The sequence below is a fragment of the Xanthobacter aminoxidans genome, assembly GCF_043193615.1.
Lineage (GTDB): Bacteria > Pseudomonadota > Alphaproteobacteria > Rhizobiales > Xanthobacteraceae > Xanthobacter > Xanthobacter aminoxidans.
In genome coordinates this window covers 1-20,331 of sequence record NZ_JBAFUS010000009.1, presented here as the reverse complement: position 1 = coordinate 20,331, position 20,331 = coordinate 1, and the positions used below count along the sequence as shown (strand labels likewise).

Annotated in this window: 36 protein-coding genes; 15 read left to right on the top strand and 21 right to left on the bottom strand. The window is 64.8% G+C overall.

Going from position 1 to position 20,331, the window contains the following annotated elements; translation table 11 throughout:
• Window positions 1-65 precede the first annotated feature (65 nt).
• Genes V5F74_RS24645 through V5F74_RS24610 form a run of 8 tightly spaced genes read left to right on the top strand, consistent with a single transcriptional unit; the run spans window position 66 to window position 7,784 of the window.
• Complete coding sequence (locus V5F74_RS24645; RefSeq protein WP_394010329.1) at window positions 66-941, top strand: hypothetical protein; 876 nt, start codon at window positions 66-68, stop codon at window positions 939-941.
• Between the two features lie 6 nt (window positions 942-947).
• Window positions 948-2,372 (top strand): secretion/conjugation apparatus DotM-related subunit, encoded by a 1,425-nt coding sequence (locus V5F74_RS24640; protein WP_394010328.1) that lies wholly within the window; start codon window positions 948-950, stop codon window positions 2,370-2,372.
• Window positions 2,369-2,695, top strand: coding sequence for a hypothetical protein (locus V5F74_RS24635; RefSeq protein WP_394010327.1), 327 nt, complete (start codon window positions 2,369-2,371; stop codon window positions 2,693-2,695). Before V5F74_RS24640 ends, V5F74_RS24635 begins: the two co-directional genes overlap by 4 nt.
• The gene (locus tag V5F74_RS24630) at window positions 2,692-3,297 is read left to right on the top strand and encodes a hypothetical protein (RefSeq protein WP_394010326.1); all 606 of its coding nucleotides are present in this window, start codon (window positions 2,692-2,694) and stop codon (window positions 3,295-3,297) included. The genes V5F74_RS24635 and V5F74_RS24630 overlap by 4 nt, the downstream gene beginning before the upstream one ends.
• Before the next feature lie 33 nt (window positions 3,298-3,330).
• Window positions 3,331-4,401, top strand: a complete 1,071-nt coding sequence (locus V5F74_RS24625; RefSeq protein ID WP_394010325.1) for a hypothetical protein — start codon at window positions 3,331-3,333, stop codon at window positions 4,399-4,401.
• Between the two features lie 11 nt (window positions 4,402-4,412).
• Window positions 4,413-5,255 carry a hypothetical protein gene (locus V5F74_RS24620; protein ID WP_394010324.1) on the top strand — a complete coding sequence of 281 codons (843 nt, stop codon included), beginning with the start codon at window positions 4,413-4,415 and terminating at the stop codon, window positions 5,253-5,255.
• A 55-nt stretch (window positions 5,256-5,310) separates the two neighbouring features.
• Window positions 5,311-7,029: a hypothetical protein gene (locus V5F74_RS24615; protein WP_394010323.1), complete on the top strand. Its 1,719-nt coding sequence runs from the start codon at window positions 5,311-5,313 to the stop codon at window positions 7,027-7,029.
• 17 nt (window positions 7,030-7,046) lie between these two features.
• Window positions 7,047-7,784 (top strand): FkbM family methyltransferase, encoded by a 738-nt coding sequence (locus V5F74_RS24610; protein WP_394010322.1) that lies wholly within the window; start codon window positions 7,047-7,049, stop codon window positions 7,782-7,784.
• Window positions 7,785-7,800: 16 nt separating this feature from the next.
• Here V5F74_RS24610 and V5F74_RS24605 read toward each other — a convergent pair whose 3' ends face one another.
• The 3 genes from V5F74_RS24605 to V5F74_RS24595 are packed head-to-tail and all read right to left on the bottom strand — an operon-like array spanning window position 7,801 to window position 9,152.
• Entirely contained in the window at window positions 7,801-8,598 is a 798-nt protein-coding gene (locus V5F74_RS24605) for a GIY-YIG nuclease family protein (RefSeq protein WP_394010321.1), read from the bottom strand.
• Between the two features lie 12 nt (window positions 8,599-8,610).
• Window positions 8,611-8,853 carry a hypothetical protein gene (locus V5F74_RS24600; protein WP_394010320.1) on the bottom strand — a complete coding sequence of 81 codons (243 nt, stop codon included), beginning with the start codon at window positions 8,851-8,853 and terminating at the stop codon, window positions 8,611-8,613.
• 14 nt (window positions 8,854-8,867) lie between these two features.
• Window positions 8,868-9,152 (bottom strand): ribbon-helix-helix domain-containing protein, encoded by a 285-nt coding sequence (locus tag V5F74_RS24595; protein ID WP_394010319.1) that lies wholly within the window; start codon window positions 9,150-9,152, stop codon window positions 8,868-8,870.
• Between the two features lie 120 nt (window positions 9,153-9,272).
• On the opposite strand from V5F74_RS24595, the gene V5F74_RS24590 reads away from it, so the two are divergent.
• Window positions 9,273-9,488 carry a hypothetical protein gene (locus V5F74_RS24590; protein WP_394010318.1) on the top strand — a complete coding sequence of 72 codons (216 nt, stop codon included), beginning with the start codon at window positions 9,273-9,275 and terminating at the stop codon, window positions 9,486-9,488.
• 6 nt (window positions 9,489-9,494) lie between these two features.
• On the opposite strand, the gene V5F74_RS24585 is transcribed toward V5F74_RS24590, so the two are convergent.
• From V5F74_RS24585 to V5F74_RS24550, 8 genes are all read right to left on the bottom strand, one after another.
• A complete protein-coding gene (locus V5F74_RS24585) occupies window positions 9,495-9,839 on the bottom strand; it encodes a hypothetical protein (RefSeq protein WP_394010317.1) in 345 nt (114 codons plus the stop codon).
• Between the two features lie 304 nt (window positions 9,840-10,143).
• Complete coding sequence (locus V5F74_RS24580) at window positions 10,144-10,497, bottom strand: hypothetical protein (RefSeq protein ID WP_394010316.1); 354 nt, start codon at window positions 10,495-10,497, stop codon at window positions 10,144-10,146.
• 8 nt (window positions 10,498-10,505) lie between these two features.
• Window positions 10,506-10,907: a hypothetical protein gene (locus V5F74_RS24575; RefSeq protein WP_229644281.1), complete on the bottom strand. Its 402-nt coding sequence runs from the start codon at window positions 10,905-10,907 to the stop codon at window positions 10,506-10,508.
• Between the two features lie 31 nt (window positions 10,908-10,938).
• Complete coding sequence (locus tag V5F74_RS24570) at window positions 10,939-11,346, bottom strand: helix-turn-helix domain-containing protein (RefSeq protein WP_394010315.1); 408 nt, start codon at window positions 11,344-11,346, stop codon at window positions 10,939-10,941.
• Window positions 11,347-11,348: 2 nt separating this feature from the next.
• Window positions 11,349-11,627: a hypothetical protein gene (locus V5F74_RS24565; RefSeq protein WP_394010314.1), complete on the bottom strand. Its 279-nt coding sequence runs from the start codon at window positions 11,625-11,627 to the stop codon at window positions 11,349-11,351.
• 3 nt (window positions 11,628-11,630) lie between these two features.
• Window positions 11,631-11,882: a hypothetical protein gene (locus tag V5F74_RS24560; protein WP_394010313.1), complete on the bottom strand. Its 252-nt coding sequence runs from the start codon at window positions 11,880-11,882 to the stop codon at window positions 11,631-11,633.
• 38 nt (window positions 11,883-11,920) lie between these two features.
• Entirely contained in the window at window positions 11,921-12,337 is a 417-nt protein-coding gene (locus V5F74_RS24555; RefSeq protein ID WP_394010312.1) for a hypothetical protein, read from the bottom strand.
• Window positions 12,338-12,348: 11 nt separating this feature from the next.
• On the bottom strand, window positions 12,349-12,609 hold the full coding sequence (locus V5F74_RS24550; RefSeq protein ID WP_394010311.1) for a hypothetical protein: 261 nt from the start codon (window positions 12,607-12,609) through the stop codon (window positions 12,349-12,351).
• 188 nt (window positions 12,610-12,797) lie between these two features.
• Between V5F74_RS24550 and V5F74_RS24545 the strand changes: the two genes are divergently transcribed.
• On the top strand, window positions 12,798-13,370 hold the full coding sequence (locus V5F74_RS24545; protein WP_394010310.1) for a hypothetical protein: 573 nt from the start codon (window positions 12,798-12,800) through the stop codon (window positions 13,368-13,370).
• Between the two features lie 23 nt (window positions 13,371-13,393).
• Here V5F74_RS24545 and V5F74_RS24540 read toward each other — a convergent pair whose 3' ends face one another.
• The 4 genes from V5F74_RS24540 to V5F74_RS24525 form a co-directional block, all read right to left on the bottom strand.
• On the bottom strand, window positions 13,394-13,801 hold the full coding sequence (locus V5F74_RS24540; protein ID WP_394010309.1) for a hypothetical protein: 408 nt from the start codon (window positions 13,799-13,801) through the stop codon (window positions 13,394-13,396).
• Window positions 13,802-13,884: 83 nt separating this feature from the next.
• Window positions 13,885-14,169 (bottom strand): hypothetical protein, encoded by a 285-nt coding sequence (locus tag V5F74_RS24535; protein ID WP_394010308.1) that lies wholly within the window; start codon window positions 14,167-14,169, stop codon window positions 13,885-13,887.
• A gap of 10 nt (window positions 14,170-14,179) precedes the next feature.
• Window positions 14,180-14,365: a hypothetical protein gene (locus tag V5F74_RS24530; protein WP_394010307.1), complete on the bottom strand. Its 186-nt coding sequence runs from the start codon at window positions 14,363-14,365 to the stop codon at window positions 14,180-14,182.
• Between the two features lie 24 nt (window positions 14,366-14,389).
• Window positions 14,390-14,683 (bottom strand): hypothetical protein, encoded by a 294-nt coding sequence (locus V5F74_RS24525; RefSeq protein WP_394010306.1) that lies wholly within the window; start codon window positions 14,681-14,683, stop codon window positions 14,390-14,392.
• Window positions 14,684-14,803: 120 nt separating this feature from the next.
• On the opposite strand from V5F74_RS24525, the gene V5F74_RS24520 reads away from it, so the two are divergent.
• Window positions 14,804-15,052, top strand: coding sequence for a type II toxin-antitoxin system Phd/YefM family antitoxin (locus V5F74_RS24520; RefSeq protein ID WP_394010305.1), 249 nt, complete (start codon window positions 14,804-14,806; stop codon window positions 15,050-15,052).
• Window positions 15,049-15,468 (top strand): type II toxin-antitoxin system VapC family toxin, encoded by a 420-nt coding sequence (locus tag V5F74_RS24515; RefSeq protein WP_394010304.1) that lies wholly within the window; start codon window positions 15,049-15,051, stop codon window positions 15,466-15,468. Before V5F74_RS24520 ends, V5F74_RS24515 begins: the two co-directional genes overlap by 4 nt.
• A 45-nt stretch (window positions 15,469-15,513) precedes the next feature.
• Here the strand turns inward: V5F74_RS24515 and V5F74_RS24510 are convergent, their stop codons facing one another.
• From V5F74_RS24510 to V5F74_RS24495, 4 genes are all read right to left on the bottom strand, one after another.
• Window positions 15,514-15,819, bottom strand: coding sequence for a hypothetical protein (locus V5F74_RS24510; RefSeq protein ID WP_394010303.1), 306 nt, complete (start codon window positions 15,817-15,819; stop codon window positions 15,514-15,516).
• Between the two features lie 44 nt (window positions 15,820-15,863).
• Window positions 15,864-16,082, bottom strand: a complete 219-nt coding sequence (locus tag V5F74_RS24505; protein WP_394010302.1) for a hypothetical protein — start codon at window positions 16,080-16,082, stop codon at window positions 15,864-15,866.
• A gap of 155 nt (window positions 16,083-16,237) precedes the next feature.
• The gene (locus V5F74_RS24500) at window positions 16,238-16,423 is read right to left on the bottom strand and encodes a hypothetical protein (protein WP_394010301.1); all 186 of its coding nucleotides are present in this window, start codon (window positions 16,421-16,423) and stop codon (window positions 16,238-16,240) included.
• 306 nt (window positions 16,424-16,729) lie between these two features.
• A complete protein-coding gene (locus V5F74_RS24495; protein ID WP_394010300.1) occupies window positions 16,730-17,032 on the bottom strand; it encodes a DUF5983 family protein in 303 nt (100 codons plus the stop codon).
• A gap of 100 nt (window positions 17,033-17,132) precedes the next feature.
• Between V5F74_RS24495 and V5F74_RS24490 the strand changes: the two genes are divergently transcribed.
• Window positions 17,133-17,708 (top strand): recombinase family protein, encoded by a 576-nt coding sequence (locus V5F74_RS24490; protein ID WP_394010299.1) that lies wholly within the window; start codon window positions 17,133-17,135, stop codon window positions 17,706-17,708.
• A gap of 238 nt (window positions 17,709-17,946) precedes the next feature.
• Window positions 17,947-18,408, top strand: coding sequence for a hypothetical protein (locus V5F74_RS24485; RefSeq protein ID WP_394010298.1), 462 nt, complete (start codon window positions 17,947-17,949; stop codon window positions 18,406-18,408).
• 41 nt (window positions 18,409-18,449) lie between these two features.
• On the opposite strand, the gene V5F74_RS24480 is transcribed toward V5F74_RS24485, so the two are convergent.
• Window positions 18,450-19,364 (bottom strand): 3'-5' exonuclease, encoded by a 915-nt coding sequence (locus tag V5F74_RS24480; RefSeq protein WP_394010297.1) that lies wholly within the window; start codon window positions 19,362-19,364, stop codon window positions 18,450-18,452.
• Window positions 19,365-19,485: 121 nt separating this feature from the next.
• On the opposite strand from V5F74_RS24480, the gene V5F74_RS24475 reads away from it, so the two are divergent.
• Window positions 19,486-19,692 (top strand): hypothetical protein, encoded by a 207-nt coding sequence (locus V5F74_RS24475; RefSeq protein ID WP_394010296.1) that lies wholly within the window; start codon window positions 19,486-19,488, stop codon window positions 19,690-19,692.
• A 59-nt stretch (window positions 19,693-19,751) separates the two neighbouring features.
• On the opposite strand, the gene V5F74_RS24470 is transcribed toward V5F74_RS24475, so the two are convergent.
• On the bottom strand, window positions 19,752-20,126 hold the full coding sequence (locus V5F74_RS24470) for a hypothetical protein (RefSeq protein ID WP_394010295.1): 375 nt from the start codon (window positions 20,124-20,126) through the stop codon (window positions 19,752-19,754).
• Window positions 20,127-20,331: the final 205 nt, after the last annotated feature.

Genomic DNA, 20,331 nt, shown 5'->3' with positions numbered 1-20,331 from the left:
GCCGGCGGCCGGCTCGCGCCGGCCGTCGTCGCCCTGCATTTGCGATCTGATGATGGAGAGGTGTGATGGACCGGGACCGTGCGACGATCGACAAGCTGGCGCAGGACTGCGGCCTCGCGCCGTTCACCTATTCGCCCGCGGGCGGGGAGGAGCGCTCGGAGATCTGGGGGGCGTGGGCCGATCGCGTCGAGGGGATATCGACCAACCCCGACGTTTGGACCGACCCACAGGCTCACGAGGAGGCGGTGCGGAGCGCCGACGCCTATGCGGGGCATCCGCGCGCGAAGCCGCACCGGCTGCCGAACGAACCGCAGACGAGCCCTCGGATCGCGGACTACTGGCCTTTCGTGCGGGCTTTTGACCGCTTCGAGCGGGAGAACCGGGCGCTGGACGGCGTCCAGCCCCTCGTGAAGGCCGAAGCTCACGTGGAGCGGCCCCTGGTCGTCATCGTTCATCCCGGCGATCTGGTGGAGGGCCTGAAGGACCATGGGCCGGATTACGACATCACCGCCGACGCCATGCACGACCAGGCGCACGACATCCAGCTGGAACTCGGCGCCGGCGCGGAAGTGGTGGTGCTCCACAACGGCGACAGCCTCCGCCTGTTGAAGGAAACCGACTGCCTCGGCCAGCAGCACCTGGCGCGCGCCGTCCAGGCCGCGATGGACACGGGCTTCGTCGCCTGGGGCCGGGACATGGAAGCGGCGGGCCGCTGGCTCGTGGAAGGGCTCGGCGCGGCGGAACGCCCCTACGTCCTGCTGACCGGCACCTATGCCGGCGTCGAGCATGGTGCGACGGCGATGCTCGGGGCCCTGCTCGAGGAGCACGGCGCCGAGGTGCGGATCAGCGACAACGTGATGGCCCGCCAAGGGTCCTACGACAATCGCTGGGAGCCCGGGTCCAATGCGGTCGCCGTGGCGTCCGCCGGCATGGGGATGTGACGCATCATGGCGAATGGTGGCTCCCCCCGCGACTTCAATGAATGGCTGCTCGCCGGCCTCCTTGTGGCCCTCGTAACCTTCGTGGGTTCGATCCTGTGGCTCGTGCTGAGCCCGGTCCTGGGGCCGGTCTACCGGATCAGCCGCCTGGTCGAGACGGTGGGACTGTGGAGCTTCACCGGGTGGGGGCGCTATTTCGCGATGGTGCCAAGGAAGGGTGGCTACGAGTTCTGGTCTCTCTTTCTCTCGAGTATCCCCTTCGGGGTGTTCTTCTCGATCCTGATCGGCGTGATGGGCTATTCGGCCTGGCAGAAGGTGCGGGCCGCCCATATCGGCAATTTCACCGCCCACGATGAGCCGCCCAGCTATCGAGACATCATGGGCAAGGTGGCGCCGCTCTATCCCCACAATGCGTTCTTCCTGCGGTTCGACATGAGCGCCTACCCGCAGGACCGCGGCGCCGCGGGCATGCCGATGACGGCCCAGGAATTTCTACGCTCGGCGGACGCCATCTCGGTGGTGGGTGGCCTCCCTCGGTTCGACCTGGAGAAGGCCCGGGCCGGCCTCATCGCCAACTTCGGCCCCAAAAACCCGTTCCTGCGCTGCTACGACACCTCGGGACCGCGGCCCCGCCTGACGGCGTCCCGCGATGACGTGAGCGCGATCGTCGCCGACCTGCCCTGGCACCACGCCGTCGTGCTCTATGCGACGCTGGCGCGGATCAACGCCATGACCGGCAAGGACGAGAAGGCCTTCCTCTCCACCATCAAGCGCGTGGATGAGTACATGCGCGACGTGTGGCGCGAGATCATGAAGGCGGTCGAGGCCGAGAAGACCCGCGAAGTGGTGCTGGATATCCACGACGGCCTCGCTACGGAGAAGCCGCCGGTGGCGCTCGCCGCCTTCCTGCAGGAGCGGGCGCCGGAATTCACAGTCGTGAAGAACGCCCGCCTGGCCCTTCCCCTGCTCATCACAGGCAGTGCGACGGCCGACGAGATCGCCGACCTGAACAAGCGCATCCCGATCACGGGCGTGGATGAACCGAAGGCGCGCCTCGCGATCGACCCGGTTCTGGCGCGGCGCGGCTTCATCGCCGGCGTCCTCGCGCACGCCCTCGAGGAGACGCGCAAGTCCGGCATCTTCCCGCCGAACGGCTTCCTGTGGATGCGGTTTATCGACCAGCCGCTGTGGCGCTCCCTGATCTATGTCGGGATGGCGACGCCGTGCGCCGAGGCCTCCGGCCTGTTTGAGCACTACCGGGCCGAGACCCGCCTCGGGGCGGCCATCCCGGAGCCGTTCGTCGAGGATGCGCCGGCGGCCCTGGTGCGTGAGGCGCGCCGCTACGTCCTCAATGTTGATGGCCTCCCCCATTTCGACGCCAGCGTGAAGAACAGCCTGCTGCTCTCGCGCGAGGAGCAGGAGACGGCTGCATGAACGCAATGCACGTGGATGGCTTCACCAACCCCTCGCATATCGTCGTCAACGAGGGGCGATGGGATGCCGAGATCGTGGCGCGGCACAAGCCGGGCCACCTCTCCATCAAGACAGGGCCTCGCGGCCGCGCCTGGTTCATTGGCGCCGCGCCGGTCGCCCTCATTCGCCCGAGCCGGGGGCTCTCCTTTCTGTCTGTCGTGGGGTTCGAGTGGGTGAAGAACCGCCAGGCCGGCACCTACATGCGCGAGAAGTCCTTTCCCGAAGACTGGCTCGCACAACAACACCTCTTGCGACTGCTCGGTGAGAAGGAGCGCCTGCTGTGACCCAATTCTCCCACCCACTTCCCAGGAACGCCCGGTTCGTCAGCCGGGTCGCGGTGCAGGACAGCGGCGACTACAACGAGCGCGGCGCGCCGGCCGGCCAGATCGGCATCATCGACAGCGTGATCGGGCGCGCCGATGCGGTCCAGTATTCTGTGGTGTTTTGGCCATCGGGCATCGCCAACTTTTGGGAGCCGCACGAGCTCGATCAGGGCGCCGAGCCGCTGCTGCCCGGCGATCCTCGAGCGCCATCGCCGGCGCTGTTCGACGTGGTCAACCAGGTGAACCAGTGGTTCGTGTCCGACCTCGTGGATGAAGGCGCTGACCTCTTGTGCGTGCCGGTGAACGACGCGGCGGCGGCCGCGGCGGCTCTGCAGGGCGTGCTGGACGCTGGGCAAGTCTGCCCGCTGCTGGATGGGGACGAGCTCGCCGCGGCCGTGGAGATCCTGACGCAGGCGATCGCCGCTGCCGGGAAGGGGCGCGAGATCCAGCTTTCGTTCGAGACGGCGGATCAGCTGGCCGCCGCTGTGGGTGTCGCGGATCGTCTCGGAGGCGCCGACACCGCCCCCGAGCCCGAGCCCCTGCTCTCAAGCCCCTCGCTCTAACGCCAACCGCCGCAGTGCATCCGGAGCGCAAGCATGCCCGCCATGTCCGTCACCCTGGAAGAGAAGTCCCGCTACACCATCGTGGTCGAAGCGGAGGATCGGGAGGCGGCCGTGGAGGCCGCCACGGAGATGTTCTGCCAGTCGGAGAAGCCCTTCTCCGACTTTGAGGGTGAGCGCGATGAGTTGAGAGCATTCGACGTTGTCGATGCGCGGCCTTGGGAGGTGCTTACGGAGACCCGCCTGGAGCGGGAGGCGGCGGCCGAGGCCGCGAAGGCGGCGAAGTCCGAGAGCCCCGAAGCCCAGGCGATCGGGGACCACGCGGCATTGCTGAGTAGCGCCCTCGATTATCTGGAGCGCTATGCGGATCTGAACGACGAACCCGCCGGTGGAGATTGCCGCCGGCTGATCGCCAGCATCGCTAAGGTGGTGGGATCTGCCCCGTCCTCCTTGACGCCGGCAGAAGACGACAAGAAGAGCCTCGCCGAGGCGACCGCTCGCGCCTACGGCTGGGAACATGGCGGCGACGGTGACGGCATTTGGTGGGACACCAACGAGGCCGATAACTGGAAAGGGGCGGTGTCTTGGGGCACGACCTTCGCGTCGGCTGCGGAGGTCTGCGAGGCCCATGCGCTCGATCTACGAGCCGGTCAGATGTTTCACAACGAGGAAAGGTGTCGCCGCCTGACCGATGTTGACGGCAAGGCCATCGCCGCGTTGTCGGAGCGGGAGATGGAGGCCGTTTCCGAGCTGTCTCCCATGATTTTCGATGCTGGCGCGGACCCTCGTTATGCCTTCGTCGCGGCCATGGCATCGAGATCCGTCACTCAGCACGGCATCCTGATCGCCGTTGAGCTGCGTCTGGCTCTAACCGACAACGACGTTGCAACGCTCTCGGGCCTTCGGGAGTCGTGGGAGCCTCAAGGCGCCGAGATCTGGCTCACGGCCGGACCGCACGCCCTTTCCCCGCTGGAGATGTGGGCGTTCCTCCCCGACGTGATGGCCCATTCCGGCTTCGTCAGCATGATGACTGACCAGCTTTTCGAGGTGGCTGACGCAAATGCGCTGGATCAAGCGGGTGAGCCTGCGCCAGCGCCAGCGATGTGATGGAGACCAACATGAGCACGAAGGTTGTAATCGTTCATCCGGAGTGGGGGGTTTATCTGGGAAACGCCATGGGGCTCGGCTTCTGGTCGCTGCTGGACTCGGCGGGCCAGTCCGTGGCGGTGATCTTCGCCGGCGAGGCGGAGGCCGAGGCGCACATTCGGTCCTGGGATGAGAACAACACGCCCTCGGCCTACCAGCTGGTGCCTGTGGCCGCAGGTGGCCGGTGGGCTTCCTTGGCGGAGCTGCGCAACGCTGGCCTTGCGTCCCTCCTGGGAGACATGGAGGAAAATGCCAGGCGCGAGAGCCTGTTCCGGATGCTGTCTGACGGCGTGGTCCCGGATGGGAACGACGTGTGGTCCGAGCGCGCGGCGATGTTCAATGCCGCCATCCTGCCGGTTCTGTCGCTTCTGTCCGACCGCGGCTATGTGACCTTCAATCCGCAGCTCCTGCTGGACTTCTACAACCTGGACCGGATCGAGAACCTGATCTGGTTCGGGCTTCTGGAGCGCCACGACGGCACGGTCGTGAATCTGCGCGAGGAGGCGCCGCACGACTTCGCCCGCCTCCAGCTTGACCAGGTCTCCGGCCCTCTCAAGATCTATGTCGAGCAGCTGCCCGGCTATGCCATGGCAAAGCCGCAGGGGCCGAACCGGATCGGCCCGACCTCCGATGCGGAGATCCGCGCTGCGTTGGGCGGCAAACTCGATCCGAAGCGCATCACGGCATGGGCCTCTCGAGCGGCGGAGGTTGCGACTGTCACCAGCCCTGCCCGGGCCACGGTCTACGAGCAGCACGGCTTCATCACCATGCAGCTCGCCCGCTCGGCGGCCGAGCTCGGCGCAACACTCGCCTGATGTGGCCGGCGGCAGGCCGGCGCCACGCCCATCCCCATTGATGCAGGAGCAGGCCATGGCAGCCAAGATTGAGACGAGACTGATGATCGGCGGCGCTATCACACCGGCCGTCCTGAAGCAGCTGCGCCCGTTGCTCGACGAGTATTTCTCGGAGCCGCAAGAGCAGGTTGACTATGCCCTGGCCAAGGGATTTCCGATTACGATCGAGGAGGAGATCTATTTCGGAAGCACGGGTGACATCGAGGCCTTTTGCGAGCAGAAGGGGCTCCCGTTCCTCAAGTGGAGCAGCGGCTTGCCCGGACAGTATGACGCCTCGGTGCGTCATTGGCAGCCGGGCATGGACAAGCCGGCCGAGTTCGGGCCGGCCGAGGCTCGGTTTGCACGGTTGTCGCTGCTGGAAATGGAGGCGCAGGCCGATGACTATGGGGTCCGCCCGCAGGATTTGGCCCGGTTCAAGCGGGCAGCCCACGATGCCGTGCCGCCCATCAAGCTCGAGCAGGTGGCCACGCCTTCGGTATCCGCCGGCTCGGGTGTCCCGGCGGCACAGCCTCTTATCGAAGTGATCCGCAATCTCGTCAGAGCCTATGACGACGGTCTCAATGATGACGGACAACGCGGCGGCGCGCGGGTGCCCACGGGCGGCGACTACAATCGTCTGTTCGAGATCATCATGAGCGATCCGGTGCCGGCCGCGCGCCAGGTGCGTGCGCCCGCGGCGCTCGGCAAGGGGCCGGAGCAGGAGGCGCTGAAGGTCCTGCAGGCGTTCGTCTCGGAGTGCGGCGGCTATCCGCCCGACTTCCTGCGGGAGGTGTTCGGCCAGGCTGAGGATCTGGTCCTTAAAGAGCGGCGCCGCGCTTCGGCGCCGCCGGCCGCGAAGCTGCCGGCAAGCCCGATCGAGCCGGCGGCTGCGTTGGAGCAGATCCTCGGCGCCCTGCGGTTGGCAGCGCCGGTGGCGGAGGACGCCATAGCCGATATCTATCTCGAGGGGGTGCCGCTCGATCCCACCAAGGAGGCTGAGCAGCGGTCCAACCTGGAAGGCGCAGAGCGGGCCCTCGAGGCCGTGCGCCAGGCCATGGCGGTCGCTGTGCCGCTCCTGGAGCGCTTTCAGAGGGAGGCCGCGGCTGCTGCCGCGGCTGCCGCCGCGCTGGCGGCGAAGCCTCCGATGGAGGTCTATGAGGCCACTGCCAAGCTGAATGGATGGCGAACCGAAGGGCTGCATTGGTGGAATGCGCTCGACTATGTGAGCTGGGACGACGCCCAAGCCGTCGGCGTCCTCTATTCCAATGCCCGGACCCTCTGCGAAGCCGAGGATCTTGACCCCAAATTGGGAGTAGGAACGGTCTTCTCCGAGAACTGCACCTTCATCACCGATAAATTTGGTGATGTCCCCGCCGGGACGAAGGATGTCCCGCTCGAGATGGTCGAGCGCCTACGTCCCCTTCTCAATGGGGAAAACATCCGTGTTGCCATCAAGGACGGCCAGATAGGTCTTCAGATCGAGGAAGCGTTCGACTTCACGGCCCTGCCCTTCGATGCGAGGGTTGGCCCGGAACTGGCCAGCGCCCGCACTCGCTTCCCGGAAGCTGAGATCTGGCTCACCAAAGGCGACTACATCAAGGGCGGAGACACCGATATCGCGATGCGGGCGTTCATCCCGGCCACCCGTGTTGCGGAGGAGCTGGTGAGCGAGCTGAGCGACGCCATCTACTGCATGGTGGTTGATACTTCTGGCACCAGCTTCACCCTTTCGGCTTCGGCCTCTCCTTCAATTTGAAATCTCAGGGGGGCGGCATGTTCAAGAAGCTGGAACGCACCAGTAAGCAGGTGGGCGGCTTGCTCGCCGGCGATGCTGTGTACTCGGCACAGGAGGAGCGAGGGCTGACCACCCTCTTCCTCGGCCGGGCCGGGACCTTCGTGGAGGTGGGAGCATATGATCCCGTCTTCCAGAGCCAGACGCTTCACCTCGAGATGATGGGGTGGAGGGGGCTGCTGGTGGAGCCGGTTCCGGAGCTCGCCAACAACCTGCGGGCGTCCCGGCAGGCGGACGTGGCGCAAGTCGCCTGTGTGGCGCCTGAGGCGGCCGGAATCGGGCGGGTGGCGCTCCTCGAGCGCCGGGGGAACAGCACCATCGTCTTCAACCCGAGCAAGATCGGCCCGGAGGATGCCGTCCTGGACGTGCCGGCGGCGACGCTCGATGCCGTGCTCGAGGGCGCGGGCCTCTCCCGTATCGACTACATTTCCGTCGATGTGGAAGGGGCGGAGCCGGAGGTTCTGAGGGGCCTGACGCTGAAGCGGTTCCGGCCGAAGCTGGTTGTCGTGGACGATCGCGAGCGGTTCGGCGAGACCCGCGCGGTGATGAGGTCCGGCGGCTATTGTCTCGTCCGTCGTACCGGGCACAACGCGTGGTTCGTGCCGCTGGCCGTGGCGCGTCACCTGTCATGGCAGGCGTGGGCGCAGCTCGTGTGGACGTACAGCTTTGGCCGGTTCTTCCGGCGCCGTCTGCGGTCGGGGCTCGCCCGCACCGCCTGAGAGGGCGTAAGCTGGCCTACTGCCGGTAAAATGGCTGGTGGGCCGGCGGCACCTCGACGGCATCGCCGCACCAGTGTCGCGCCCGCGCCAGCTTGGCGGCATGGCCCGGGCGATAGGGCAGGGCGAGGCCGATAGCCTCCAGCTTCGCACCGACTTCTGCACCGTCCACCAGCACGTCAGCGAGCGTCCGACCGTACACATCAAGGCGGCCCGACCGGCGCAGCTCGATCGTTCGAGCCTGGACGAGCATCGTGCGGAGTGCCTCCTTGGCGCGCAGCCCGGCCACGAGCTCGGCCTCGCACCGGGGCTCATGGGTTTCGGGCGCGTCAATGCTCAAAAGCCGGATGCGCTCGCGGTGGACCGAAATGGTGTCGCCGTCGATGATGAACACCGCGGCATTGGATACCATCTCAGACGAGACAGGGCCGGTAGCCTGCGCGGCCGCCGGCGTTCCTCCCATGCCCAGCGCGAAGATCATCATCATTCCGGCCGCAGCGGCGGCGATGGGGGCCTTTCCTCTCTTTTCGAGCCAGCTCGCAGGCAGCTCGGCGCCGGCGGCGATGGCGGCCTTCCGGGCGCGGCTGGCGCGCTTCATCCAGAATTCGACGCGCATCGCCGCTTCCTTGCTCGGAAGCGCGATCGCCCGCAGCAGTGAGCGGACCCCGCCGTGGCTGCGCACATACTTCGCCCCCCGCGGCGAGGCGTGATCCCGCATGCGCCGGTCCACGTCGTTGGTGACGCCGCAGTAGATCGACCCGTCCCCGCATTCAACGAGATAGGTGCTCCACACCTGGTCGGCGGTCTTCGGCTGCACGGTCATCTCCAGTCAGAAGAGGGAGGCCTGCCGCGGCGTGGGCGCTGCAGAGGCCGGCTGCGCGGCGGGCGCCGGCGGGGCGGAAGGGCGAGGATCAGGGTCCGCGTCGGGCAGGCCCAAGGTTCGCCGACAGAGCGAGAGAGATCCTTGGGCCACGGGCATGCCGGCGGCATTCACCACCATGTAGTAGGCTGCGACGGAGCCGATGATGACGGGTTCGATGGTGTACGGGCCATCGTGGCGATGCTTGAGCATCGGCGCTGTTCCTGTCAGCCGTGGTGGGATCTGGGGCGAAGGCTGCGCACCAGCGCCCGGTAATAGTCAAGCACATAGATCCTGATTGCCGCGGACAGGTTTGTCGTGGCCCGCCGTGCATCGATCTCGTTGACCAGTGCGGTGGCTGTGATTCTGCGCTCGCGGGAGATGTCCTGCAGGGCTTCCCAGAATGGGGCTTCAAGCGTCACGGAAGTCTTGCGGCCTGCCACCACGACGGAGCGCTTGAGCTCCGAGCGTCTGATTTTGCTGGCTTGTTCGTGAGGCGACTTGGGCGACATCGGGCGTCCAATCATGTGCATGATTGAACGCATAACGTGTGCATGATAATGGGTCAATAACATGCACACGAAATTAGGTGTCGTTTGACTCCCTTTCATGCACACGTTAGCCATCGCCGCATGGGCCGGACTAAACTTTGGAGCGAGCGACTGCACGTCACGCTACCCGCAGGGGCGAAGACGCGCATTGCGGCTGTCCTTGCGGAAGGCGAAGACACGCTGGATCTGGTCCGAGCTGCCATCGACAAGGAAGTGCGTCGGCGCGAACGGGCGCAGAAGCGCTCCGTGCCCCAGGACGACGGCCGGAAGCTGCCGGCCGGCGGCGAGGGCGACTGATCCTCTTCACGCTGCATCCTGATCGCTGGGCGTCGTGCCAGTGTCCTTGCCATGGACAAGCCGAAGGCCTGTTCCGGGCATATCCGGCGGCCGCGGTGCGGGCAGCTCGAGGTCGGGCAGGAAGACGCCGCAATAGGCGTGGTACTTGCGGGCCTTCTGGTCTGGCTTCAGACGGGGATAGGGACACGTCCAGGCGATGCGGTCTAGCAGCTCCTCGATCGAGCACTCGGCGCCGTGCTTTTCCGCGAGGCGGGCCAGCCGCGCCTGGCCGTTGCGAGCGCACACCCTGCAGGCGATCCGGACGACCACCCAGGGGTAGTCGATGATTCTGCGCACCGGTTCACGCTCCACCGTCTGCGTCCCGCTCCGGAAAAGAACAAAGAGGGAACATAACAGAGGGGGCGGCGCTTTCAAACCTGTGCTTGAATTGCCCCAACGGAGGGAGGCGACGATGCAGATCGACGGACCCCGGCGGCCAGAGGGCCACCCGGACAGGGTGCTTGATTGCGAAATGAGCATGGAAGCCGCATTCCGTCAGCTCGCGGCCGCTGGCGAGGTGGCGGGATGGTCCGGCGATGAGGTCGCCCAGGCACTGCTCGGCCTGGCACAAGCCCACATTGATGGGCGGCGCGCAGACGGGGAATCGAACAGCGCCTCAGGAGCCGGCAGCGTCGTTGCGGGCGAGGAATAGCGACAGCGCCGTGCGCAGCCGTTCCACCATCAGGGGGATGCTGCGCCCGTCGAGGTTCGAGTTGCGCTCATACACCTCGAGGAACCCGACGCAGCTTGGGGCCGCCAGCGGGTTCGAGCGATGCGCTGAGACCGTGACAGTGCCATCCGACGCGGAGGCCAGGCAGAGCCTCTGCACAGCCAGCATCACGTCCGCCTTGCGGGTCGCTCGATCGTCGCCCGGGTACCGGTCACGATCGCCGTACACGGCGAGAAAGCCTTCGACCAGCATCGGCGTCACGCGCAGGGCGTAGCCGTTGAGTTGGGCGGGGGAGGTCATCCTCTGCATCACGTCCTCGCATCCTTGTCGGCGCCGGCGCAGCTGGAGCAGACCTCCTCAGCGATCCACGTGCAACCCTCCGGACAGCCAATGGCGTCCGTGCAGCCGCAGTGGCGGCAGGCCCTGATCCCCAGCGCCGAGAGACGGGGGAGCCGGGCCTCGCCATTCGAGAACGCTTCCGGGGCGTGCTGCTCGAGGTGCTGCTGGATCACCTGCATCGCCTCGATCTCGGCCGCGGCATAGCCGTGGTCGGGTATCAGGCCGGCGGTCTGGCCAAGGCGTCCCAGGGTCATCGTGATGGCCGCAATGCCGATCTGCTGCTGCACCTCGGGGGGGAGAGCTGCCCAGATCGCGGCCGGCTCGGTGAAGCCGACCGGGGCATCTCCGAACACAGTGGTTAGGTCGAACATGCTCTCCTCCTTTCCTGGAGCGCAGGATACATCAGATCGCAGAAGCCTGGAGCGCCTCGCTGCCCAGGTTGGCCCCGCCCAGGTTGGCCGCACTTCGCAGGAAGGCCACGGCCTGGGGGCGAAGGTGCGCCGGCAATTGCTCGACGATCGTCGCGGCCTCGTAGGCCTTCGCTCCCATGAGGGGGAAGCCCGCCTCATTCTCCTCCTCGGTACCGAGGAGCAGGTAGGAGACCGAAATGTCCAAGGCAGTTGCCAACTTGACGGCAGCCACGCAGGAGAGGCCGTTGCGGCCGTTCTCGTACTTCTGCATTTGCTGGAATGTCACTCCGATCACCTCGCCCGCCTTCTCCTGGCTCAGTCCCTTGCGCATGCGGGCAAACCTGAGGCGAGCGCCGATAGCCGTGTGCCGCTCCTGATCTTCGCTATGATTCCTGGGCATGGTCATTCTCCGGTAGAGGGTGCGAGGGGGAAGAGGTCCGGCGCTGCCGGAGCGGCGGCCGTTGCCGCCGCCCAAGCGGCTTCGCCGGCAGGGGTCAGGGTGATGGAGATAGTCTCGCCGCCGTAGCCGCCCCAGACAGCCAGTTGGCGCGAAACGAGACGGCCCACGACGGAAGGGTTCGCTCCGAAAATGCGCCATGCAGCCGTGCCGCAATTGACCTGCCGCACCTTGCCATCTCGGATGAGGCCCAGCGTCTCGAGCGCCAGCGGGGTGAGCTTCATGGTTCAGCTCATCCTCTCAAACCGATATCCGGCCTGGCGGATGTCGCAGGGCTTGGCGGTCGTGATGTAACGGTCGTCCCACTCCGCCGCGCCAGCGCGGGCGAGATCGACAGGACCGTTGACGCGCTTCGCCATCCGCCCGGCCCGTGACCGAGCGGCGCTGTCGCTACGCAGGGGGACGAGCGTCACCTCCGCCTTGCTTGCGGTGCTGCCGAACTCGTCTCCGGCATAGGCATGAAACTCGAATTGCAGCATGTCCATCTCCTGTCGTCGGAGTGTTCTGGGGCGCGTGGCTAGGAGCCGCGCATTCTCTCGGATTCCAGCAGTGGCTGGATCACCGCGCACAGGCGATCACGCCGCCGGTCCGCTCCGGGATCGCGGGAGGCGTTCGAGCCGTGCCCGAGCTCCAGCAGGACAGCTTCGGCGATCCTGGTCGCCAGCTCTCCCCAATCCGGAGCACCTGCGGGCGCCGTCGCGGGCTTACCCACGCCGGCGGCAGGGATGTCGTTCCGCTCGATGAGCATAGCGATCATCTCATCCCGCGTGAGCGGCCAACCGTTGGCGCGCTTCTCGGCGTCGGTCGCGAGGAGGAAGCCCGTGCCGGTGTGATGGGCGACGCTCATCTTGAGCCACCCATCGGTCCAGTCCGACAGCGGAACGTTCTGCGGATGCTGGGCTCCAAGGTGCGGTCTTGGGAGAGTGCGGGTCATGGAAGATCTCCTCACATGAAGCCGAGCCATTCGCCGGCGTCGTTGCGACCGAGGCTCAGGCGATCGTGAAATTCCCGCTCCGCAGCGGTCATCTCATCGTCCCCGTCGTGGCCGTAGCGCAACTCGTGCTCGTACTCGGCAAGCCGTGCGTCGATCTCGGCGTCGAGCTCGTCCTCGCCCAGGGAGGCCGCGATCTCGGCGTCACTGGCGCCCTCCTCGATCATCGAGCGGATGGCGCGGACGGTGAACATCGTTCGGGAGTTGTGCCGCATCTGGTTGGCTCCTATCGTCGGTTATGAAGGTCAATGATCGAGCACCAGAGGCGGCCGTGCCGCCGGGAATGCTGGCGTCATTGACGTTGGTTGTATTTGACCGGGACTTATCGTCATTGTCAATACTAAAAGTATCAAACAAGCGTCGCCGCAACCCGATCCACTCCGACCCCCAAAAGGAGATCCTTATGGCGTCAGAAACACAGCGCGCGGCGGTTGAGCGCATCGGCAAGCAGTACGGGTTTTCAATCGAGCCAACCGGGGGAGGGGCAGAAGCTCTGCGCCGCGGCACCGCCGATGGGGGCGCGCTCGTCGTGACAGCAGGTGAAGACGGGCTTGGGCTCGAGGCAGACGTAAGCGCTCAGGATTGGTACGTCGGCCGCTACCACGCGGATTCGGGCTTCATCTTCACGCTGGAGCCCGGCCGGTTGGAGGAGGTCCTGGCGGTGGCGGGGCTGTTGCCCCCGCCGGCCCAGGGCGTCGAGGTCTGTCTTTCCTGCCAAGTACGCGCGCAGGAGCACGGCGCTGGCCTGGTGCTCGAGCAGGTTCGATCGGGTTCCACGTCCGAAAATCCTGTGAGTGCCCTGGCGGTCAACTTCCCGGAAGCGAGCATCGAGCTCGATGAAGGCGGGATCATCCGGGCGCAGCTGCCAGCGGCCGCTCTGGACGCAGGCCGCCTCGATCAGCTCGCCACGGCTCTGGGGGAAATGGCGGGCATCGCGCCGGATTATATTGCCGGTGCTGAGGGGCTGGCGCCGTAGCCGCGCTGGCGCCGGCGTGACGGCTACTTGGGTGCGTCCGGGGTGACTGGCTCCCTCAAGGCCGAGATGCCCGCCTCGATCTTCGCGAGGAGATCAGTGATGCCTTCCTGGGCTTCATCGTCCTCGAACCCGAGGATGAAGAGCCGCGCCGCGGCCAGGCCCTCGAGCGCCGCGGTGCGCTGGGCCTGTCCAAGCCCATGAGGTGCCTTGAACATCAAGCTTCGGGTTCCGTCATGCCGCGTCCAGGGAAGGCGCCAGCAGACGTTGAACCACCAGAAGCCGAAGCTCGAGAAGGGGCCGTCGTACCACTCCTGCGCATAGCCGAAATAGCGGAGACGCGGGCCCAACCAGTTCGGGGTGTAGTAAAGCCAATAGTAGTCGTCGATGCCGCGGCGCGACCATTTGACAGCGCCTTTCGTGAATTTGAGCATGGTGTGATCCTCAAGATGAAGGGGGTGATTGCCGGGGCGGCCAATTGGAGGCGCCCTGGCGGATGGAGTAATTCCCGGGCGGCTCACTCGTAGTGGGGGCGGCTCTCCGGGAAGTGGGCGGGCGCAGTGTTTTCGTAGACATGCGCCTCGTGCCGGCCGCCATCGTACAGCACGCTGCCGACCGAGCGCTTGCTGCGCTGGAGACGCGTCAGCAAAGCATTGGCGCGACGGGCGACCGCGAACGCGCTGGTCTCGGTCCTGCGCACCGCGAATACACGGACGAGCGTGCCAGTGTTAAACCACCAGCCACCTTCCTCCGACCCCCCGTAGGCCTTATTGATCTCGTAAAATGCGATGACGTAGCTCATTTGGAAGTCCTCAATCGGAGGTGCGGACGGCACTATCCTTTGCGAAGGCTTCTCCGGCCGTTTGTGCGGCGCCTGCGGTGCCGAAGCGGCGAGGGGAGCCGTCCTTACGGCAAAGTCGGAGCCCCCGAACCTCGACCTCGTAGATGGTGCCGAATTTGCGCATGTTGGGGCGTGGGATGACGACGATCTGAGACATGGTCCGCCCTTTTCAGCGACGCCTTCAGGAGGCGCAGTTGGCGCCCACAAGCCACGCCGCAGCGCCGTGCTCATCCAGATACGAGACCGCAATGGCAGGCCCGAACTTCTGGCAGTTGTCCTCGAGCCAGGTATTGGCGGTGGCCTCGTCGTCGAACGTCCGAGAGGCGAACAGGATGCCGGCCGCCATGCCAAATCCACCCGAGTATTGGTGGCCGTTCTCGTGACGATCCTTCTCTTGGGCGTCGAGGAATCCTGCCTCGACCTGCTTTCGGATCAATTTTCCGTCCATCTTCATGGAGTTGAACACAGCACCCATGGCAGCTTGCCTCATCTGGCGTGAGCTTCCGCCGTTGCGAAAGTAGCAACATTGCTACATTGCCAATCGGGGTTGTGCAAGCTAAAAATAGCAACGTAGCAACAATGCGCGGAGGCGGGCATGCCCACCACCTTTTCAAGTCGGGATTTCAATCAGGATGTTGCTCGCGCGAAAAAGGCGGCGCTCACGGGTCCGGTACTCGTGACCGACCGAGGCCGTCCGACGCATGTGCTGCTCTCATTTGAGGCTTACACCCAGCTGCAAACGGTGCAGCCGACGCTGGACGTGCTGCTTGGCATGCCGGATGGCGACGACATCGACTTCGAGCCTGCTCGCCTGGGCGATGTCACGAGGCCTGTAGAGCTGTGAGCTATTTGCTGGACACCAACGTCCTCTCCGAGCTGCGGAGGACCGCGCGGGCCGATGCCAATGTCTTGGCTTGGGTTCGGAGCGTTCCGACCTCCAGCCTCTACGTGTCGGTGATTTCGATCCTCGAGATCGAGAAAGGTGTGCGCCAAGCAGAGCGCAGTGATCCTTCAAAGGGGCTTGTGCTGAGGCGTTGGCTGGATACCGGAGTTCTGGCGGCGTTCGCCGGCCGCGTGCTGGACGTGGACGTGCCTGTGGCCCGATGCTGCGCCGGGCTCCATGTCCCAAACCGGAAGTCCGAAGGCGACGCGCTCATTGCCGCGACGGCGATCGTTCATGGGCTCGCGGTAGTGACCCGAAACGTTCGGGACTTCGAGGGGTGCGGGGTCCCTATAATTGATCCGTGGGTCGCGGCGTAGCGCCGCCTCAGGTTGAGGCGGCGCTCATCGAGGCACGGTATGAGGTCAGCGCGCCGCCTTCCCCTGCATCCAGCGTTTGCGCTGGTAAGCGATCGCGCCATCCGTCACACCGAAGAATTGCGCGAGCTCCACGTTCCGCTTGTTCTCCTCGAAAAACAGACGGAGGCGCTTCAGGCCGGCGTCGGTGAATGCTCCGTCGCGGATGTAGGTATCATCCTCGCTGCCGAACTTGGCCTCGTGGAGCTTCCAGAGACGGTCCAATTCCTTCTGCGCCGAGCGCAGAGCATCGCCCAGGAGCTCGAGCGCAACACGTTGCTCGTCGCGTTGATCGGAAATCGTCTTCAAAGCCACGGCAGCATCTCCGCAATGATAGATCATTGGGGAAATATAATAGATCACTTCGGACAGCGCAAGCCGGAGATGGGTGAGCGCTGTGAAGGCGCCTGGAGAAGAGCCTTGCCCACGACCTGGCGGCCTTCACCGGTGGCCTGAAGATCCACCCAATCGTCGCATTCGCCGCGGCGTGCCATTTCTCGCGCAGCCGCCTTATTCGGAGCGTCGATGATGGCAGTCCGCAGGACGATCTCCTTCACGGTCACAGCATAGAGCGGCATAGCCAAATCCTCAGCTGAAGCGTTCATCGCGGGAGCAGGGCGCCCACGCCGGCGAGGCGCAGGCGCCCTGGGCTTGGTCCGTCGTGCCAGCCGGTGCAGCAATCTGGGCAACCAGGCTGAGGCGCGGGGTAACGACGATCCGTGAAATGGCGCGCCTAATTGGCTGTGAGCGCTTTGATGAGTTCGCGGCCGGCCATTTCGGCCTCGGCATACTCATCGAGCGCGTTCGCGATAGCGCCGTCTTCGTCAGTGAACATGCTCTGCATCTGCTCGATCTGCGTTGCCATTTCGCTCATGGCGCTGAGCATGAGTTGAACCACTTCTGCGGGCGTGCGCGACATCTCAGTTCCTCTCGACGGTGGTGGGGAAGTTGGCTGGAACCGCGCAGAAGGCCTGCCAGTGGGCATTCAGACGAGCGGCATCCGTTGCTGGCACCAACAGGGAGTGGCACCCGGAGGGGCCGGAAAGCACAAATCGGCGTTCGGCGGCTGCGCAGACCGCCGTAGCGCTTAGAGTGACCTGTCCCCAACGGGTGCAGGCGTTGGGGGTATTGAGCAGGAAGTCGCGTCTGGCGGCTGTGATCGTTGCAGGCTGGATCATCGTCACGGGTGGTGTGCCTCCGCTGGATCGAAGAAGATTGGCGTGGGTCAATCGTCGAACGTCTCCAGTTCGCCGATCGCGTCGGCGTCAGAGTCGAACAGCAGGTAGTCGCAGCTCAGCGAGCGGGCGAGACGGCGGCACTCGACGACTTCATTCGGCCACCCTTCATCAGTGGTGCTGTCGTCTTGGTCTCCTGCCCAGACAAGGAACCCATACGTCGTCTCATGGACATGAGTGGGCACGGAGAGAGCCCACTCGTTTCGCGTGCTGGGGGTGAGGTGAGCCGTCGAAAGGTCCAGGAACTGGCGAATGTACCGGGGACGAGGGGAGGAAGTCGCGGCGCTGCTCATGGTTCGCAATCCGTTGTGGGAAGCCATTGATTGACAATTCTCATAACTCCTATCATAATGTCAAGCACAAGAGTTATGATAATTGCAAAATAGGCGTTCCATGAAGCGTGGCTACATTCGGCTTTCACGTGCGGGCCCCCCGCTCGAGGCGCAGCAGGACGCATTGCGGCGTGCCGGCATCGAAGACTTCAAGCGGGTGTTCGTGGACGTGATCGTTCCTGGGCGCCGGGGCGGGGTTTTGCCCGAGCGCGAAAAGGCCATCCTCAAGCTCTTGAGTGGGGATTATCTGGTCGTCGCGAATGCTGGTCGCCTTGGCACATCACAAGCTGATGTCCTCGCCACCCTCGAGAAGGTGGGGCAACGAAATGCCGCCGTCCTCGACGCAGAGACGGGCGAAACCATTCGATGGCACCCGGACGTTGTTCGGGTGCTCGCGTTCGCGCAACGCGCGGAGGGCGTTAACCGCAAGGAAGTGGCTGCCAAGATGAGCCAGCAGCGCGCGGCGACCGGCCGCTTGGGAGGAGCGCCGCCCAAGAATTGGAAAGTAAGCGAGGAGGTTGCCCGTGGCCTGTGGGACGATCTCTCTCGTACCGTTGAATCTGTCGCCGAAGAGGTCGGCGTCAGTGTGCCCACCCTTTATCGCCGCCTCGGCCAGCGCGGCGCACGCAACGACTAGGAGAAACTTGATGTTTCACATCCGTAAAACCTTTCACTCTGTTCACGGCTTCATGAGTCGGAAAGTGAAAATCATTGATGTGATTACGGTGACGTGCATTCTCATTGGAACGGTTGGCCTTTTTTACGTAAAGGGCCATGGAGGCTGAGCGGCGATCCCAAGGCGCGCCAGGCGATGGCTGCTGGGGGATCTGTTGAGCATCTAGACGCCAGGATGGCGTCAGGCATAGGAGCGGGCAATGGGCGGAGACGCGAAGGCTTGGCGACGGGCGGCGACGGCCTACGCGGGCATAACGGCGCTGTTGTCGTCCGTCAGCATGCTGGGAGACCGGCTTGTGCCGGGACAGACGGATGCGCGCGCGGCGCAGTTGGCGGGCGATGCGCTTCCCGTCTTTGCCATTCTTGGTGCGTTGGCGCTCCTGCTGTCGCCCGTTGCATGGTCCGGCGCTTTCAAGGTTCTGGGCGAATTTCGTCGAGGGGTGGGGCGGCTTCCGGATTATGGCCCGCATCCAGGTACAGGGCTCCTTATTGCCCTGACAGGTGCGGGAGCACTCGCGGGTTCTCGCGGCGGCCTGATGGGAGCGATTGGCGGAGCGGCCTTCATGTTCATTTGTATTGGCGCGATGTTCGCGTTCGGCGCCGTGGATCGGGCTCGGGGTCAGGCCAGGCTTGACCGGAAACGGCGAGGCGAGGATCGGTGATGGTTGCGTCTGCTGTTGCAAGATAGCAGACGCTCGCCGGATCAAATCCAGGTGGCTCTGTCGGTAAACCGGTCATAAGCAGTTACGCGAGCAAGCGGGATCTGGATGCTGGCGCGGCGATAAATTTCTGAACGTAGATATGACATCTCATCTTCAAGTTGGCTTTCGCAAACGTCGATGACCCACGCTTTGCCTTGAGCGGGCGTGGTGTCCACCCATTTGTAACCTCGCGCCTTCAGCTTGTCCTTTTGCTCAAATGGGGTGTTCGAGGCCCAGATTCTAATGCTCTCGGCGCGGGCCGCGTCCAGGAGCCGTGACATCGCAGAAACGCCTGACTTCGGCAGCGGCCGCGCCAGTAGCTCGATCACGGCTCGGCAGTCGTCACCGGCGCGGTGGGCGCCGTGAAACAGGCCGCAGCTGTTGAGCAACTGGCCAAGCCTAACGCCGGCGAATCCTTCCTCCTTCCAGGGCACTTGCGTGAGCGAGCACGCCCACGGCTTGTCACGAAAGATCGGAAAGGAGCGCTCGACGACGTTGCGATCGAAGTCTGCGTTGTGGGCGATAACCAGGTCCACCTCAGAGACGAAATTTGCGACCTCCTCGGCCCCGATCTCACACCCTGCCACCATACTGGCGTCTATGCCTGTGAGCTGGCTGATTTCGGAAGGGATCGCCTTTGCCGGCTCCCGTAGGCGCTCAAAGCCCTCGCCAACGTCGAAGATGGTACCGTCCCGCCCATAGGTGAACGGCACCATGGCGAGCTCGATGATTTCATCGTCTGCGGCGAGTCCGGTCGTTTCGACATCGAGCACCAGGCCTCGCCAGATCCTCTCACCTGGGGGCGCCACAGCGATCGCGTTTCGGGGCTGGAGCCTGCGCAGGACCTGATAATCGCCGGAAGCCTCTAGAGCGGCCGCCATGGCTTCCAGGTCGTTGGCTTGCTGGTCGTTTTCCATCGCGCTCTGCCTTAAGGAGTGGGCTCGGGGCCGGAATTCTAGTTCAACGATCGCCATCGAGCTCACGAGTGCGTCTTTCCATGGCCTCGTCAAACTCTCCTCGCTCGAAAGCCGCGCGTTCTTGGATGGCCTCTTCTCGCGTAATCCCGAACGTCCACCGATGGCATGCGATCGGCCGATCAATCTCTACGAGCTGACCCTCCTCAAGGCCACAGTAGAGACACCAGATCACGCGTCGCTCAAAGCCGAACGGCGCCGCGATCTCGATCCGGCATTTAGCGCACAGGCAGCCGAAGCCTTCACCTCTGCGAACAGCATCTCTGCCTGAGGCTGCATAAAACTCCGGAAGGGAGGATGCGAGCTTTAATAGGGGCGCGCGCATCGGAGCTAATCCGGTGACGCCATAGGTGTGGGGCTGGCCGTTGTGACGAGGAGTTTCCCGAGCGTCGCGATCTCCCCAGGGGGCAGTTGGAAGACGACCCACCCGTAACCCGGATGACGAAAAGCGAGCGTTGCAGCTCCATCCGGCGCCATCGTCCCACGCCATATGGGATCGGAGACGGGTAGAACGCGAGATCCAGGGTCGAGCTCACGTACCACCTCCGGCGCCATGTTGGCGCGCACCATCGCCAAGCGCTCGATGGTGCCGCTGAGCTCTGCGGCATCCTGTTTAAGGAACACGCCTGGAACCTGGTCGCCCTCCAGGATCAGGGTTACTGCCTCGCGATCGTCCGCCAGGACGGCTCCAAGCTGCACCTGCATCGCGCGCTCCAATCCGCTGTCGCTGGGCCCGAGACGAATCTCAGCCGAAGATGATGCCGGCGTCCAGGGCGCCGTACATGCGCGCAAGCTTCTGCATGGGAGAGCCGCCGATCAGCCCTGGATCGACATGGTAGGCGGCATCGATCACGGCCTGGAGCTTACGGTAGTTCATGAGGCCGGGCCGGAGGGAGCACCAGCGGAAATA